Source organism: Thermosyntropha sp., from assembly GCF_017656155.1.
Classification (GTDB): Bacteria; Bacillota; Syntrophomonadia; order Syntrophomonadales; family Syntrophomonadaceae; genus Thermosyntropha.
The window spans coordinates 18,121-34,256 of sequence record NZ_JACDOH010000004.1; the positions used below are offsets into that span (position 1 = coordinate 18,121).

At 39.1% G+C, this 16,136-nt stretch carries 15 protein-coding genes; 10 read left to right on the plus strand and 5 right to left on the minus strand.

What is annotated here, in order from left to right; all coding sequences use genetic code 11:
- Nucleotides 1-22: 22 nt before the first annotated feature.
- Nucleotides 23-223: a small, acid-soluble spore protein, alpha/beta type gene (locus H0Z36_RS04980; RefSeq protein ID WP_296864148.1), complete on the minus strand. Its 201-nt coding sequence runs from the start codon at nt 221-223 to the stop codon at nt 23-25.
- 88 nt (nt 224-311) lie between these two features.
- Nucleotides 312-611, minus strand: coding sequence for a carboxymuconolactone decarboxylase family protein (locus tag H0Z36_RS04985; protein ID WP_296864149.1), 300 nt, complete (start codon nt 609-611; stop codon nt 312-314).
- A 125-nt stretch (nt 612-736) separates the two neighbouring features.
- Here H0Z36_RS04985 and H0Z36_RS04990 point away from each other — a divergent pair, with 125 nt between their 5' ends.
- Entirely contained in the window at nt 737-1,882 is a 1,146-nt protein-coding gene (locus H0Z36_RS04990) for a hypothetical protein (RefSeq protein ID WP_296864150.1), read from the plus strand.
- Nucleotides 1,883-1,919: 37 nt separating this feature from the next.
- Here the strand turns inward: H0Z36_RS04990 and H0Z36_RS04995 are convergent, their stop codons facing one another.
- The 3 genes from H0Z36_RS04995 to H0Z36_RS05005 form a co-directional block, all read right to left on the minus strand.
- Entirely contained in the window at nt 1,920-3,689 is a 1,770-nt protein-coding gene (locus H0Z36_RS04995) for a hypothetical protein (protein WP_296864151.1), read from the minus strand.
- Nucleotides 3,690-3,757: 68 nt separating this feature from the next.
- The gene (locus H0Z36_RS05000; RefSeq protein WP_296864152.1) at nt 3,758-4,543 is read right to left on the minus strand and encodes a sulfite exporter TauE/SafE family protein; all 786 of its coding nucleotides are present in this window, start codon (nt 4,541-4,543) and stop codon (nt 3,758-3,760) included.
- Nucleotides 4,544-4,666: 123 nt separating this feature from the next.
- Nucleotides 4,667-6,265 carry an aldehyde dehydrogenase family protein gene (locus H0Z36_RS05005; protein WP_296864153.1) on the minus strand — a complete coding sequence of 533 codons (1,599 nt, stop codon included), beginning with the start codon at nt 6,263-6,265 and terminating at the stop codon, nt 4,667-4,669.
- Nucleotides 6,266-6,577: 312 nt separating this feature from the next.
- Here H0Z36_RS05005 and nuoE point away from each other — a divergent pair, with 312 nt between their 5' ends.
- The 9 genes from nuoE to hydF all read left to right on the plus strand — a co-directional run bounded on the left by nuoE (nt 6,578) and on the right by hydF (nt 16,084).
- A complete protein-coding gene (gene nuoE / locus H0Z36_RS05010; RefSeq protein ID WP_296864154.1) occupies nt 6,578-7,024 on the plus strand; it encodes an NADH-quinone oxidoreductase subunit NuoE in 447 nt (148 codons plus the stop codon).
- Nucleotides 7,025-7,079: 55 nt separating this feature from the next.
- Nucleotides 7,080-8,303 carry an NADH-quinone oxidoreductase subunit NuoF gene (gene nuoF, locus H0Z36_RS05015; protein ID WP_296864155.1) on the plus strand — a complete coding sequence of 408 codons (1,224 nt, stop codon included), beginning with the start codon at nt 7,080-7,082 and terminating at the stop codon, nt 8,301-8,303.
- A gap of 28 nt (nt 8,304-8,331) precedes the next feature.
- Entirely contained in the window at nt 8,332-10,056 is a 1,725-nt protein-coding gene (locus H0Z36_RS05020) for an NADH-dependent [FeFe] hydrogenase, group A6 (protein ID WP_296864156.1), read from the plus strand.
- A 141-nt stretch (nt 10,057-10,197) separates the two neighbouring features.
- Entirely contained in the window at nt 10,198-10,449 is a 252-nt protein-coding gene (locus tag H0Z36_RS05025) for a TM1266 family iron-only hydrogenase system putative regulator (protein WP_296864157.1), read from the plus strand.
- Between the two features lie 160 nt (nt 10,450-10,609).
- On the plus strand, nt 10,610-12,076 hold the full coding sequence (gene hydG, locus H0Z36_RS05030) for a [FeFe] hydrogenase H-cluster radical SAM maturase HydG (protein ID WP_296864158.1): 1,467 nt from the start codon (nt 10,610-10,612) through the stop codon (nt 12,074-12,076).
- Between the two features lie 11 nt (nt 12,077-12,087).
- Complete coding sequence (locus H0Z36_RS05035; protein ID WP_296864159.1) at nt 12,088-12,396, plus strand: hypothetical protein; 309 nt, start codon at nt 12,088-12,090, stop codon at nt 12,394-12,396.
- Entirely contained in the window at nt 12,380-13,435 is a 1,056-nt protein-coding gene (gene hydE / locus H0Z36_RS05040; RefSeq protein WP_296864160.1) for a [FeFe] hydrogenase H-cluster radical SAM maturase HydE, read from the plus strand. Before H0Z36_RS05035 ends, hydE begins: the two co-directional genes overlap by 17 nt.
- Nucleotides 13,436-13,469: 34 nt before the next feature.
- Nucleotides 13,470-14,852: an aspartate ammonia-lyase gene (locus H0Z36_RS05045; protein WP_296864161.1), complete on the plus strand. Its 1,383-nt coding sequence runs from the start codon at nt 13,470-13,472 to the stop codon at nt 14,850-14,852.
- Nucleotides 14,849-16,084, plus strand: coding sequence for a [FeFe] hydrogenase H-cluster maturation GTPase HydF (gene hydF, locus H0Z36_RS05050; RefSeq protein WP_296864162.1), 1,236 nt, complete (start codon nt 14,849-14,851; stop codon nt 16,082-16,084). The genes H0Z36_RS05045 and hydF overlap by 4 nt, the downstream gene beginning before the upstream one ends.
- Nucleotides 16,085-16,136 lie beyond the last annotated feature (52 nt).

Below are 16,136 nucleotides of genomic sequence, written 5' to 3' on the forward strand. Positions count from 1 at the left end.
TCAAAGGGTTCTCTTTTATAAGTTAAGCTTTTTCTTTTCTTGTCTGTCGCAGCCGCTTGCTCATAATTCCTCCAATTCTTCCACAGGCCGCATTACTGAGCGAATCCCAGCCTTCTCTTTCAATCTGCTCCCATAAACCTAATTCTTTTGCTATCTCCACCTTAAGCCGATCTTTCTCCGTTAAAATTTTGGTCTTCTTACTATTCTTTTTGTTAATAGCCATCACCCCTGTCCTTATAATTTTTAATCTGGTTTATTCTTATATTTCCCTCAAGTAATGGCTATTTTGCTGGCAAATTTAAGAAATAAATTTATTCAAAGGCTGATAAAGATGTTTTTATAACATCCATCCCGCTTACAAAATAAGCCAATCTTACAACTTCTCTTATTTCCTGTTCCGTAACTCCATGCTCGCGTGCCTTCTTAGATAAGATCTTTACTCCTTCAGCAGCTCCTTTGCTTACATCTAAAGCCAAAACAATAAGATACTTTGTCTTCTCATCCAATGCGGAAGGCGTCATGGCACATTCTATTACTTGCTTTAAATAATCAAAAAACTCCGGATCTTTCTCCTTCAAATCTTTAACAAACCAGGGCAAATCACCATGCATAAAAATTCCTCCTTTTTTATAAAAAATTTCAAAAAATTAATTTTATAAAAAGGGATTTTAAGGAAAATATAGAAAATAGTTGTTATTGTATGTAGTATTTACAGCAGGATTAAGGAGGATGAAAGATGTTTTTTACTTTTTTAAACAAGGAAAATCCTGATTCCCTTGATTTCTCGGTCTTAGACCGTTATTCTCCAGATAAAGTATTATTCTATTATTATAATTCAAGCCTTAAAATACCAGTACAATATTACATCAGCCTGACTGAAGAAAACCCTTCAGAATCCCCGCAAAAAGAATGGATTTCCTTTTTTGAAGAAGAGCTTAAAATAATAGAAGATGTAGAAGCATTTTTAGACAACGAATATCTCGAAATCATAGGTCCGTATTATTATCCCACGACCAATACCTGCTTTTACTTTACCAAAAGCAAAGCATCTGAAGTAATTACGGCTGAAGATTTAGACATTCTAGAAAGGCTGCACCAAAGCCCAGATATTGAAAAAGAGGTATACACCTACTATAAAGCCCGTAAAAACAGCAAAAAATCTTGTAAAAACAAAGAAGAACTTTTAAAAGATATAAACATGTGTATAACCAGTCTTAAAGAAATCGAAATATTAAACCGGCACATAAATTATCTTAATAAATTCATGGAGAATCGTTCTTCTATATTAGAACAGGAGGACCTGATGCCTCCTGAACCGGACAATCTGCCACCCAAGCCTCATAAGCCGGAAGATACAGCTCAAAGTAAAGATAATATCATCTTTTTCAATTTCAGCAAAAAAAATAAAGCTAAAAATTCTGAAATATACCATAAGGAACGGAAAATTTACTATATACGCTACCGGGAATACGAAAAATCCTGCGATAGATATAAAGAAGTCCTTAAAAACTGGGAAAACTTTAAACATGAATTTTTAAAAAAATGTCTGAACGAAGTGCAGGAAGCAGAACTTAGAGCCAAAAATGCTTCCAGGGCTTTAGATATTTACAATACTATCATTGAAAAATCATTTGTTCATTCTGATTATCAGGAAGTCAAAACCTTAGAAACATTCAAACATTATCTGGAAACTGGCCGGGCTGACAATCTGCAGGACTGCATGAACCTGTTCGAAGAAGAAAAATACTGGCAGGAAATAAGAGCCAGCCAAACCCGTATTGAAAATACCATCTACTTTTTGCAAAATGCCAGCTCAAGCGAATATTTAGAAGAAGATTTTAAAAATCTTAATACCTTAACGGACAAAAAACTTGGAAATTAAATAAAACTTAATAGACACAGGATCTCCCCCTGTGTCTTTACATATTTTTAAAACTTACACTGACCACACCATTTATCTCTTTATTAACGATAATTCCTACTGCACGATAACAAAGATATCGCATAAAATCAAGCTCATATTCTTTTTTTAGACTTAACGGTTCACTTTTTAGAGGGTCAAGATAACTGTTCCTAAGTTTATGTCCTATAAGCAAAAGACCAGTTAAAAGATAAATTTCATCATCTTTAACCTCTCCGCCGATCATAAAAATAAATAAAAACCAGGCAGCCAGGTTTAAATTATCTGGAATTATTCTTACATAAGGATTATTACAAAAGGCATAAAATAAGCGGGGATAAACATCTTCCAGATAAACTTCTAATTCAGATTTATCTATTTTTAGCAATTCTTTTATATTATTAAAAAGTTCCCGGTGTTCTCCATCTTTAGCTGCTTTTTTCAAACTTCTTTTTATGCGTAAGCCTTCTTCGCTAAACCGGATGCTTTGCCTTACTAAATCTTCTAAAACCAGAACAAAAAAAAGCAGAGAATAAACCCCATCAGATATAACATCATTAAGCTTTTTCTCTTTAAAAACCTGATAAATAAGCTCTGCTTCTAAAAGCATCTTATACCATAAGGCCTGCTTAGGATTATTGATAAAATAAGAAATTCCTGGTATTTCCTGTTCTATAATCTGTTTTACACCTTCTAATAATTCTTCGTCTATTTCATTTAATACCTTATATTTTAGAGCTTCCAAATCTTCCTTCTGCTTCTGCCATCTTCTTTCCAATAAAATATCATGCCATGATAAAGTAAGCATTATTTCTCCAGCTTTCTCCCGCAAAAAAGATACCTGCAGCACTTCCTCATTTAATCTTCTTAATACTAAAACACTTTCATTTTTACCGTTTTCCACCAGCTTATTTAAATTTTCCTCCATTTCATCAAATACATTCATTATCTTTAAAGTATACTTTTGCATTTTCCCTACTATATCGGCCGAATAATTTTCTAAATCTTTAGCTATCTCGTCTCTAAATATATTTAAGCGATTCTCTAGAGATTTCTTAAGTACGCCTGTAAACTGATCAGCTAGTTTATAAACATCAAAATATTGGGCTATATCCTGTTCTTCCCTATAGTCCTTCAATTGCTCAAGCAATAATTTGTGTATATATTCATAAAAAATTTCTTTTTCAGCGTTTAACGCACTTTTTAATCCGTTTTTTCTATTATCTATAACCCGGGAAAGGTCATCGCTGCTCTTTTCCCGCATATATCTTAATTCTTTAGTTATATTATAAATAAGCTCGATATCCTCTTTAAGCCTTTCAACCAACTTATATCTTTCATCGGTGGTAGTTCTTACTATTTTTAAAACTGGATCTATCTCTCCGATAATCTTATCTACTTCATTGGCAAAATCCTGGCCGGTTGCCCAAAGCTGCCCCAAATCTTCTTCAAAATCTTCACATATTTCTTCTGACAGCGGTTCAACTGCTGCTTTTATTTCTTTTTCAAAAATCTCTTCACATAACGGTTTTATCTCCTGCATAAGCCTATTTATTATTATATGATTATTCACTTCCTTTAAATCCTGTTCTTCTTCAAAATAAGCCAGAGACTTTATAAACAATATGCCGGCAATTCCTAAAATTAAAAATATAACCAATAAAAAAAGCGAAAAAATCCCGGCTAAAGCAAGGAAAGCCATGATATTAACCAGAATTAAACACCAGAGCAATATCCATAAATTATTATTGTAATATATATTTCTTTTAAGCCAACCCCAAAAAGTCACAGCAATAATCACCTCATAATATATATATCGTTCCTGATCAATAAAAAATTAATTATTTAGATAAAATCCTACAAAAGCATATGCACAAAAGACTGTAAATAATCAAAAGCGAGTAAAATAAAGATAATCGTGAAACAGACTTTAAAAAGTTCCGGCCTTATAACATTTGATATTTTTACCCCTATCTGGGCACCAATAACCGTTCCCAATCCCATTAAAAATCCAGTTTCAAAATCAACAAAACCCTGCAAGAGTTTTATCATCCCTCCAAATAACGCAATAGGAAGCATAGCCAGAAGAGTAGTTCCTGCTGCCTTTGCCGGCTTTAAATTAAGCATCCACATCATAGCCGGCACCATAATAAAGCCTCCCCCCAACCCTAAAAGTCCGGTAAGGGTTCCAGTAAAAATGCCCAGTAAAATCAAATAATAAAAAGGGATCTTCTTTTCTTTAGTTTCATCTGCTTTCTCTCCTTTTTGCCAGCCAGCATAAACCTCCCATGCCATTTTCGCTGCCATAATTAAAAAAATAATCCCTAAAAGAACTTTTAATAGTTCAACATTAGTCGTCAGATATTGCTTGAATATATAAGAACCTGCACACACCCCGGTAATTCCACCCAATGCTACCAGAAGCCCGCTTTTTACTTCTACATTTCCCTTACGGTAATGGCCAAAAGCACCTGATACAGAAGTAAAAATAACCGCAAAAAGAGTAGTTCCTACCGCTACAGGAGAAGAAAGCCCAAGTAAAATTTCGGAAGCAGGAAGCATTACAACTCCTCCGCCAATCCCTAAAATAGCCCCTAAAATACCTGCTGTCATTCCCATCAGAAGAACCATCAAAATACTCATATTCTCTCACCTTAACAAAAATATATCCGGCCAAGATTTACCTTGCCGGAGAATAATCAATATCTAAGTTATTATAACAAAATAATCTGAAAAAAGTTACCGCAAAAAGTTTAATAAACCTTATCAAATCCATAAAAAATCAGAAGTATTTTCTTTCAAGGCATCAAAAAACAAAGCCCTCCCATCCTCATTGGCAACTGCTAATGACCTTATTGAAAAAGCCCTCAAAGCATCATATACTGACAAAGTACCTTCAGCTGAATCTTTGCGTCCGGTAAAAGGAAATTCATCCGGTCCGCGGCGGCACTGGCTGTTTAAATTTACCCGTGATACCTGATGTACGAGAATATCTAAGAGCGGTATAGCTTTTGCTGCGCTGGTGCTGAATATACTCGCCTGCTGTCCATAATCAGATGTAAAAAGATAATCCTTAAGTTCATCTATATCCGCAAATGAGGAAACAGGTATTACGGGGCCAAATTGTTCAACATGATATATCTTCATATCGCTGGTAACCGGATAAAGCACAGTAGGATAATAAAGATTGCCGGAACTTTTACCTCCATTTTTATTAATAATCCTAGCTCCTTTGGTTACTGCATCTTCTACCAGCTCTCCTAGCCATTCTACTTTATTCTTTTCCGGCAAGGGGGTTACAGTTACTCCTTCTTCCCAGGGCATACCGCATTTCAAGCTATCAACTTCATTACAAAAAATCTGTAAAAACTTTTCCGTTATTTTTTCATCAACCCATATATGTTTTAAAGCAGTACATCTCTGTCCATTAAACTCTAAAGCTCCTTTAACACATTCTTTGCTTGCTTTTTCAAGATCGGCATCACTTAAAATAAAAGCAGGATTTTTTGCTTCCAATCCTAATATAGTTCTAAGCCTGTTGCCATGTGGATGCTGGTTTATCAATAATTTTGCAACCTGAGTTGAGCCAATAAACCCTAAAGCATTTACCTCTCCCGATTTTATTATAGGCCCTATAATCCCTTCTCCGTCACCATTTATAAAATTGATAGTTCCTTTAGGAAAAGAACAGGCAAAAGCAGGCATAAAAAGGCTTAAGCAAAGTGCTCCATAACGCGGTGGCTTTACAATCACCGAGTTGCCCATAATAAGAGCAGGAATAAGCATAGCAAAGGTTTCATTAAGAGGATAATTGAAAGGGCCCATACAAAGCACAATACCTAAAGGTGTTCTTCTCACCTGTGCTACAAAGTTTTCTACACTTATTATTCCACTGCTCTTCTTATCGAGGTTTTGTAAACTGGTTATAGTATCTTCTATATATCTAACTGTCCGATCGAATTCATCTAAACAAGAAGGATAAGGCTTGGCTATCTCCCACATCTCTAAAAGGGCAAATTCTTCACGGATATTTTTTATTTTGCTTATAAAATCCTGAACACAGCTTATCCGGTCTCCAACCCGCATCTTCGCCCATTCTCCGGTTCCCCCCTTATATGAATCTAAAGCAGCTTTAAGCGAATCTAAAGCCTCCTTTCTAGAAAGTTCCGGATATTCGCCTACCATTACCAATTTTATCTTTGATCTTTCTTTTATTCTGAGCGGTGAATAAACCTCAGTTCCTTTATCATAAGTTAAAATTTCGCCATTTAATAAATACTGCCGATTTAAAGCAAACTTTTTCAATCTAAATTTTTCGGGTATATCTTCTTCTGCATAAAAAGCATTTTCTAAGTCAAAAGGCATCTTCTCTCCTCCTCATATTCGCTAATTTATCCATTGTGCTACTAGTTTTAACTGCCAGTCTTATTTCATACTGAAAAAGATTATTTTTTGAAAATTCAGTTATTTTTCTTTGAAAAAATCGAATTTTAAAAATAATATAAAACAAATATATTTATTTAAAATAAAAAGATTATGGTTTATAATTTTAATATAATCCATGTGGTTGCTAACCAACAGGTTTTACAAATTTTGTATTTTGTATTACTGTATGCATAGCGTAGGTTAGCAGCTGTTTTTTAAAATCTGAATAAATTCAACGAGGGGGGAAAGTAGATGAAGGGCTACAAGGAAATCATAGCCAGCTATGCTGATGTACCGGGGGGCATAATCGAAGCATATCATGCCGTTCAAAAAGAATTAAGCTACCTGCCTGAAGAAGCCATCTTTGAAGCTGCCAAGGTATTTAACATTCCTGTATCTGAAGCCTATGGTGTAGCAACATTCTATTCCATGTTCTCAGTAAAGCCCAGGGGGAAAAATGTCATTCGTATTTGTGAAAGTGCACCCTGTCACGTTGCTGGAGCTGCCGAAGTAGTAGCAGCACTGGAGAGGGAATTAGGCATCTGCATGGGAGAAAGCACACCTGACGGTCTTTTTGCCCTTGAATTCACCGAGTGTGTCGGACAGTGCCAAGCTACTCCAGTAATCACCATCAACGGTAAACCTTATCTCAATGTCAGCCCGGCAAAAGTACCGAAAATCTTAGCAGAATACAAATAAAACCTGTTTCTTATTAAATACGATATGATTCCAATACCTGAAAGGAGGGCAAAATATGGCCGAGGAAATGCGCATCGTTCTGCGCAACTACGGCAAAATTGACCCGCTTAAAATTGAAGATTATATAGCCCAGGGCGGGTATAAAGCTTTGGAAAAAGCCCGTAGTATGGATAGAGAAGCATTAATTGAAGAAGTAAAGAAATCCAAGCTGAGAGGACGTGGAGGAGCTGGATTTAACTGTGGTCAAAAATGGTCTTTCGCCTATCAGGCACAGGCTGATCAAAAATATGTAGTATGCAACGCTGATGAAGGTGAACCGGGGACATATAAAGACCGCCTTATAATGGAAAATGACCCGCACACCTTAATTGAAGGCATGGCTATTTGCGCCTATGCTATCGGAGCTACTAAAGGTTATATTTATTGCCGCGGCGAATATCCGCATCTGGTTGATGTCCTAAATACTGCCATCAAACAGGCAAAAGAAAAAGGTTTCCTTGACGGCTTCGATCTCCAGGTAAGAAGCGGAGCCGGTGCTTATGTATGCGGTGAAGAAACTGCCCTTATTGAATCTATTGAAGGACACAGAGGCGAACCGCGCTTTAAACCGCCTTATCCTCCTTCCGAAGGATTATGGGGCAAGCCCACCATAGTAAACAATGTCGAAACCTTTGCCAATATTCCGGTTATAGTTGAAAAAGGTGCTGACTGGTATGCTTCTATAGGGGTGCCTTCTTATCCTGGAACTAAAGTCTTCACTTTAACCGGCGACATAAACAACAAAACTTTCTTCGAAGTCCCTACCAATACCACTATTCGCGAACTCATTTACAAATACGGCGGAGGCATTCCGGGAGGCAAGAAGTTCAAAGCTGTTCAAATAGGCGGAACTTCTGGAGCGTTCATCCCTGAAGAACTTTTAGACACTCCCGTCGCCTTCGACAATATGGCAGCTATTGGAGCTACTTTAGGTTCAGGCGCTGTCTTTGTACTTGATGAAACCCGCAACATTGTTGATGTAGTAACCAGAATCGCCAAATTCTTTGAACACGAATCCTGCGGTAAATGTGCTCCCTGCCGGGAAGGCACGGCCAGAATGCATGAAATAATGAGCAAGCTCAACAGCGGCAAAGGCTCAGCTAAAGACATTGAAACTCTCTCCAGACTTGGTCGGGTTATGTCATATTCATGCCTGTGTGGGCTGGGTCAGGCTGCCCCCGCACCAGTACTTACCACTATTCAGCATTTTAAAGCCGACTATAATGCTAAATTAGTGTAGGAAAGAAGAGCAAAAAGGAGTGAAATGAATGGTTAATCTTACTATAGACGGAATTAAAGTCTCCGTTCCTGAAGGCTCAACCATCCTGCAGGCAGCTAAAGAAGTCGGTATTAAAATTCCTACTCTTTGTTATCATCCCGATCAGTCTGTGAAAGCAAACTGTAGGGTATGTGTATGTGAAGTTGAAGGAAATAGACTTCTGCAGGCAGCCTGTTCAACACCGGTTACCGAAGGAATGGTGGTTAAAACCAGAACCCCCAAGGTTATTGAAGCCAGAAGAACTATATTAGAACTCATACTTTCCAATCATCCTCAAGATTGTCTTAACTGTCCAAGGAACGGAAATTGCGAACTGCAGACATTAGCTGAAGAATATTTCATCCGTGATATTCCGTTTGAACATAAAGTCCGCGGTCTAGCTAAAGATACTTCTACTCCTGCAATAGTCCGGGATCCGGACAAATGTATACTTTGCCGCCGCTGTATCGAAGCGTGCAGCGTAACCCAGTCGGTATACGCTTTAGGCTTAGAAGACCGTGGTCACGAAGCTATGGTTGTTCCTACTATGGGCAAAAGCTTAATGGACAGCCCATGTGCAATGTGCGGTCAGTGTATCCATGCTTGCCCGGTAGGAGCTATAACTGAAAATGAACAGTTAGACGAACTGTTAGCAGCCATAGCTGATCCTGATAAGATAGTAGTAACCCAAATAGCTCCGGCAGTTCGTTTGGCTATTGCTGAAGAAGTCGGCATGAAACCGGGTGAAATGCCGATGGATGTATTTGTTGCTGGATTACGCCAAGTAGGCTTTGATTATGTTTTACACACCAACTTTACAGCTGACCTTACCATAATTGAAGAAGGCAACGAACTGTTAAAGCGCTTGAACGAAGGCGGAGTTCTGCCGATGTTCACCTCATGCAGCCCGGGATGGATTAACTTCTGCGAAACTTATTACCCTGATCTTTTAGATCATCTTTCTACCTGTAAGTCTCCTCAGCAGATGTTTGGAGCCCTTGTAAAGACTTACTGGGCAGAAAAAATGGGTATTGACCCGGCTAAAATCTATTCTGTTTCAATAATGCCCTGTACTGCTAAGAAATACGAAGCAACTAGACCGGAAATGCAGGACAGCGGATACCGTGATGTAGATTTGGTTCTGACCACCCGTGAAATCGGACGCCTCTTTAGAATGAGCGGTATAGACTTTACCAAGCTCGAAGGAGCTCCCTTTGATTCCTGGATGGGCAAATACACCGGTGCCGGAGTTATATTTGGGGCTACCGGCGGTGTTATGGAAGCAGCCCTCCGTACTGTATATGAAGTAGTAACTAAAGAAGAGCTCAAAGATGTAAACTTTACTGCTGTTCGCGGTATGGAAGGCATTAAAGAAGCTGAAGTTGATCTTAAAGGCACAGTGGTGAAAGTTGCAGTTGCTCACGGTTTAAGCAATGCAAGAAAACTCATGGATCAGGTAAGAGAAGGCAAATCTCCATACCACTTCATCGAAATAATGGCCTGTCCCGGTGGATGTATCGGCGGCGGTGGACAGCCTATAACTAAATCCAATGCTCAGCGCCAAGTTCGCATAGATGCTATCTATGCTGAAGACGAAAGCTGTGAAATCAGAAAATCACATGAAAATTCCGAAGTAAAAATCCTTTATGATGAGTTCCTGCATGAGCCGTTAGGACATAAATCGCATGAGCTCCTGCATACTCATTATCATCCGAAAAACAAAAAATATCTTTAAAAATTATCCAACTCATTAAACAATATCATTCTTCCTGATAAAAAGGCGTTAAGCTGATTTAGAGGGGGGACAGAAAAGTTTCGGCCGTTTACTCTGTCCTCTCAGAGTAAACGGCCTTCATTTAAGAAAGGGGTTTTTAAAATGCAGAAAACCCGCTTAGGAGTGGTAGGAATAGTCATAGAAAACCGTAATTCTGCTGCAGAAGTAAACAGGATACTAGGCGAACATGCACATATAATAATAGGCCGTATGGGCGTTCCTTATAAAGAAAAAGAGGTGTCGGTTATATCGCTGATTGTAGACGGAAATACTGATGAAATTGGAGCTATGACAGGAAAGCTGGGTAATATTCCTCATGTTACAGTTAAAACCGCTTTAACCAAAAATAAATAAAACTGTAAAATCGAAATCTATCATCCCTGATAACAAGGTCAAAGCTGCGTTAAAGGGGGGCTTAAATAGATAAAAGCCTTTTCAAGCTTCCGCCTTCCTTATCAGGGCAGGCGGATTTTCTTTTAAGAACCCCTTTAAAGCAAAAAAAGGAGGTTGTATAATGCTTACCAAAAATGAGATCGATAAGTGGATTGAAAGTGTAATAAAACCGGAACAAATTGAAAAATATTTGGAAAATGGACGCGATTTTATCGATGACCACTTTATATATGAAACCCTTATGGCCAATAAAAATCCAGACAAATCAAGAATAAGAGAAATAATATCTAAATCACTGGAACTAAATCGGTTGGAACCTGAAGAAACTGCAGCCCTTCTCAACTGTGAAGACGAAGAATTATGGGAAGAAATGTTCGAAGCTGGTGGTAAAATAAAGGAAAAAGTATATGGACGAAGAATAGTATTCTTTGCCCCCCTTTATGTCAGCAACTACTGTGTAAACAGCTGTGTATATTGCGGCTTCCGCACGGAAAATGAGAAAACAGTTCGCAAACAGCTTACTATGGAAGAAGTAGAAGCAGAAGTAAAAGCTCTAATTTCCAAAGGCCATAAGCGCCTCATTGTAGTATTTGGCGAACATCCATTATCCGATGTTCATTTTATAGCCAAAACCTTGAATACGGTTTACAACACTAAAGAAGGCAGAGGCGAAATTCGCCGCTGCAATGTTAACGCAGCCCCTATGTCCATAGAAGATTTAGAAATACTGCGTGATGTAGGTATAGGAACCTTCCAGGTTTTCCAGGAAACCTACCATCATGAAACTTACAGGAAACTTCATCCCCGCGGCATAAAAGCCAATTACGGATGGAGGCTTTATGCCCTGCACCGTGCTATGGATGCAGGTGTAGATGATGTAGGTATAGGTGCACTTTTCGGCCTTTACGATCCCAAGTTTGAAGTTATGGGACTTCTGATGCATACCATAGACTTAGAAAAAAGGTTTGGGGGGGTAGGTCCTCATACCATATCATTCCCCCGTTTGGAACCTGCTTCTAATACTCCATTTACCAGACAAAGCAAATACCTGGTAGATGATAAAACCTTTAAGAAATTAGTAACTGTAATCAGGCTTTCTGTCCCCTATACCGGCATGATTTTAACTGCTCGCGAAAGGGCCGAAGTCCGAAGGGATGTTATACCGGTAGGAGTAACCCAGATAGATGCCGGATCCAACATAGGAATCGGCGCATACAGCACAGATACCGTCGATCATGACCGGCAGCAGTTTATATTAGGAGATACCCGGGGTTTAGATGAAGTCATTCGTGAAATGGCAGAAAACGGGCGAATAACCTCCTTCTGCACCGCCGGTTACCGCTGCGGCCGAACTGGCGATTACTTTATGGATATTGCCAAAAAAGGGAAAGTCCATCATCTGTGTATGCCCAACGCTATTCTAACCTTTAAAGAATACCTATTAGACTATGCAAGTGAGGAAACTAAAATGGTCGGTGAAAAATTAATAGAAAAAGAACTGGAAGCCCTGCCAAGCGAATCTCTTAAGAATACCGTCCGGGAAATGCTTAAGCGAATTGAAAACGGAGAAAGAGATCTTTTCCTGTAAAGAAGGTGCAAATGATGTTAAACCTGATTGATTTAATACCAGAAGAAAAAGTTAAAGATGAAGAAGACCTTATAGAAAAATGTCATGAAATCATAAAGCAAATTTATCCGGATCTTTTGATAAGGTGGGCTAAAATTTACGGCAACCGCTGGTCTTTTATAAGAGGCGATCAAACCGGCTTAAGCCTTGCCATGGAAAAACATCAACTCACAAAATCTGTTGGAATTTTGCTTGATAATCCTGAAATCCTTACCCCTGAGCAAAAAGAAGAGCTTTTAAACGGGCTCAAGGAGGCTTTTTTGAATGCCAAATATGTCTGAAAAAGAAATCCTTTATTTTTTAGAAAGCAAAGACGCGAATGACCTGATTTACCTTATAAACAAGGCTGGGAGAGTTAGAGAAAAAAATATCGGCAATGTTGTTTATGCAAGAGGTCTTATTGAGTTTTCCAATATCTGCTCAAAAGACTGTTTTTACTGCGGTCTGCGCAGAAGCAACCGAAAAGTAAACCGCTATCATCTTTCTAAAGACGAAATACTTCTTCTTGCCAATACCGCTTATAAAAACGGATTTCATTCCATTGCCCTGCAGTCAGGAGAAATACCAACTGAATCAGAGGTTGATTTTCTAGCCGATGTGATATATGAAATAAAAAAAACTACCTCCCAAAATAACGATCCTGGGTTAGGAATTACTTTAAGTATCGGGGAATTGACCTTTTCCCAGTATAAAAAACTTTATGACGCCGGAGCCCACCGTTACCTTCTGCGCATTGAAACTTCAAACCCCGATCTCTTTGCTCGGATGCATCCTCCGGAGCAAAGCTTTCAAAAAAGGCTCGAATGTCTTTATGCCCTTAAAGAAATAGGATACCAGGTAGGAACCGGTGTCATGATCGGGCTTCCACATCAAAGTTATGAAAACTTGGCATGTGACCTTAAATTTTTTTTAGACTTTGATATTGACATGTTGGGGATGGGGCCTTATATTCCCCATCCTGATACCCCGTTAGCTCAGGAAAGCAAGATAAAAATAGACCCTTACATTTCAACTGTTAAAATGATAAGCTTAGCCCGGATATTAATGCCTGATATTAATATAGTAGCTTCTACTGCCTTGCAGACTATTCATCCGGAAGGTTTAAAAATGGGACTTAAAGCAGGCGCCAATATAGTCATGCCTGTTTTAACTCCGGAAGAAAGACGTGAAGATTACAGTCTGTACACAGGCAAAAAATATACTCCATTTAATGATTTATTCAATCAGATACAAAAAGCCGGCTTTGAAATAGTTTTATGGAAATGGGGAGATCCGCCCCACTGGTATAAACGTCATAACTTAACCTACATTCCTAAATAAACCAGCAATCACCAATACAGTGAGGTGTTAAAAGGTGCGTATAGAAAAAGATTACCTCGGTGAAGAATCAGTTCCCGAGGATGCTTATTACGGTCTTGCTACAGTCCGCGCCAGCAAAATCTATGATGTTTCCGGCTACCGGTGGCAGAGGGTTTTCATCAAAAGCATAGCCCAGGTAAAACAGGCTGCCCTCCAAACCATCAAAGACTTAGGATATATGGAAGAAAACAAGGCTGATGCCCTCCTGCAGGCTACTCAAATATTGGAATCCGGCCAATTGGATCAATATATCATCGTTGATCCCCTGCAGGGAGGAGCAGGAACCGCGACCAATTTTAACATAAATGAAGTTTTAGCTAACAAAGCTTTAGAAATATTAGGTTATGAAAAGGGCCGCTATGACATTATTCATCCTATTGATGATGTAAATAAATTCCAATCCACCAATGATGTATTCCCTACTGCTTCTCGGCTGGCCATTATCTATGCATTAAAAGAACTGGAAGCGGCAGTAGAAAAACTGCAAAGCTCACTGCAAGAAAAAGAAAAAGAATTTGTCAGCCTGGTAAAAGCAGGACGTACTCAATATCAGGATGCTGTTCCCATCTCCCTTGGTATGGAATTCAGCGCTTTTGCTGAAGCAATTGCCCGTGACAGGTGGCGCATATTCAAATCCTTTGAGCGCATAAAAGTTATCAACCTGGGAGGAACAGCAGTAGGAACCGGAATCACTGCCCCCCGCCGCTACATATTTAAAGTAAGTGAACAGCTGAGAAAAATAACCGGCCTTGGTATCGCCAGGGCTGAAAATATGGTAGAAGCAACTTCCAATGCTGACGTATACTCTGAAGTAAGCGGAATCATGCGTTCTCATGCAGTAAACCTCATTAAAATCGGCAATGACCTTAGATTTTTATCTTCGAGCCTATGTCGGGAAATCACGTTAAAACCATTAATACGTGGCTCCTCAATTATGCCTGGTAAAATAAATCCGGTTATACCCGAACTTATGGTGCAAAGCGGGCTAAAGGTTTTGGGAAACGACACTACCATATCTTACGCTACTTCCCAGGGACATTTAGAACTAAACCCGTTCTTACCGCTTATAACTTATACTATGCTAGAGTCATTAGAACTACTGCAAAAAACTGATTTAAGAGCGGTAGATTACTGTATCCGTGACATAAAAGCCAACCCGGAAAGAATCAGACAAAACCTGTATTCCAGTCAGGCTTTACTTACTGTCCTGCTGCCTTATCTGGGATGCACCAGAATCGAAGAAATATGGAACTATATGCAAAAAAACCAGTTAGACCTGGTTCAGGCTAACCAGATTCTTAATTTCATGCCTCCGGAAAAGCTGGAAGAATTATTAAATCCTTACAATTTGCTTAGATTAGGAGAGGTTGATATATGAACGATCTTAACCAAACAACTAAAGGTATGCGCACCTGCATAGCTTTTCTTGGCCGGCGTAATGCAGGCAAATCTTCTCTTATAAACGCACTGGTAGGCTTTGACCTGGCTATAGTCTCTGATATCGCCGGAACTACTACTGACCCGGTAGACAAAGCGGTGGAAATAAGCCCTTTAGGTCCCTGTCTGGTAATTGATACGGCAGGGATAGATGATACAGGAGAACTGGGGCAAATGCGCATAAAAAAGACTGAACAGGTTATAGATGATGCTGATGTAGGCCTTATCATAATCGGTGATGGAAAATGGACAGAATATGAAGAAAAAATCCTGAAACTTCTCACCCAAAAAGGCAAACCGGTAATAGCAATTATCAACAAAAAAGACTTAAACCTTCACACAGAATTAGAAAAAACCCTTAAAGCCAAAAATATCGAATACGTACTTACCTCCGCCTTGAAAAAAGAAGGTATAGATGCACTGAAAGAAAAACTAAGACAGCTTAAAAATATGAGTAAACTAGAGGAACCTGCTTTGATAGGGGACATAATTAAAGGTGGGGATCTGGTGGTTTTAGTAGTTCCCATAGATCTGGGAGCTCCCAAAGGTCGACTTATCCTGCCCCAGGTGCAAACCATACGGGATATAATTGACAATGATGCTGCCGCTCTAGTAGTAAAAGAGCGAGAATTGGCCAGCACCCTGGAAAAAATAAATTACCAGACACGCTTGGTAATAACCGATTCTCAGGTGGTGCTTAAAGTAGCAGGAGATGTTCCAGACAGCATACCCCTTACCACCTTCTCCATCCTCTTCTCCCGCTTTAAAGGGGATCTGGACACTATGGTCTTAGGAGCTAAAGCAATCGAGAAACTTGACCACGGAGATAAAGTGCTCATTGCTGAGGCATGTACCCATCACGCCCTGGCTGATGATATAGGCAGGGTAAAAATACCGCGCTGGCTTACACGTTATACAGGCAAAGAATTGCATTTCGATACGGCTGCCGGTCCTAATTTTCCGGAAAATCTTGAAGATTATAAACTTATCATCCAGTGCGGCGGCTGTACTATAACCCGCCGCGCTTATCTGAACCGAATAGAAAAAGCCAGAGCTCATAACATACCTATCACTAACTATGGTATTGCCATAAGCTATGTTCAGGGCGTGTTAGAGCGCACCATAAAACCCTTTCCAGAAGTAACCGATATTCTGGAAGACAATGTCCTGTAGATATATTTCCCGCAAATGCTAAAACCACCTGTCCAGTATTTTGAGGACAGGT

Bases quoted from the DNA above. Each gene is read 5' to 3' on its own strand.
- H0Z36_RS04980 (WP_296864148.1), bottom strand. From the start codon at position 223: ATGGCTATTAACAAAAAGAATAGTAAGAAGACCAAAATTTTAACGGAG.
- H0Z36_RS04985 (WP_296864149.1), bottom strand. From the start codon at position 611: ATGCATGGTGATTTGCCCTGGTTTGTTAAAGATTTGAAGGAGAAAGAT.
- H0Z36_RS04990 (WP_296864150.1), top strand. From the start codon at position 737: ATGTTTTTTACTTTTTTAAACAAGGAAAATCCTGATTCCCTTGATTTC.
- H0Z36_RS05000 (WP_296864152.1), bottom strand. From the start codon at position 4,543: ATGAGTATTTTGATGGTTCTTCTGATGGGAATGACAGCAGGTATTTTA.
- H0Z36_RS05005 (WP_296864153.1), bottom strand. From the start codon at position 6,265: ATGCCTTTTGACTTAGAAAATGCTTTTTATGCAGAAGAAGATATACCC.
- nuoE (WP_296864154.1), top strand. From the start codon at position 6,578: ATGAAGGGCTACAAGGAAATCATAGCCAGCTATGCTGATGTACCGGGG.
- nuoF (WP_296864155.1), top strand. From the start codon at position 7,080: ATGGCCGAGGAAATGCGCATCGTTCTGCGCAACTACGGCAAAATTGAC.
- H0Z36_RS05020 (WP_296864156.1), top strand. From the start codon at position 8,332: ATGGTTAATCTTACTATAGACGGAATTAAAGTCTCCGTTCCTGAAGGC.
- H0Z36_RS05025 (WP_296864157.1), top strand. From the start codon at position 10,198: ATGCAGAAAACCCGCTTAGGAGTGGTAGGAATAGTCATAGAAAACCGT.
- hydG (WP_296864158.1), top strand. From the start codon at position 10,610: ATGCTTACCAAAAATGAGATCGATAAGTGGATTGAAAGTGTAATAAAA.
- H0Z36_RS05035 (WP_296864159.1), top strand. From the start codon at position 12,088: ATGATGTTAAACCTGATTGATTTAATACCAGAAGAAAAAGTTAAAGAT.
- hydE (WP_296864160.1), top strand. From the start codon at position 12,380: ATGCCAAATATGTCTGAAAAAGAAATCCTTTATTTTTTAGAAAGCAAA.
- hydF (WP_296864162.1), top strand. From the start codon at position 14,849: ATGAACGATCTTAACCAAACAACTAAAGGTATGCGCACCTGCATAGCT.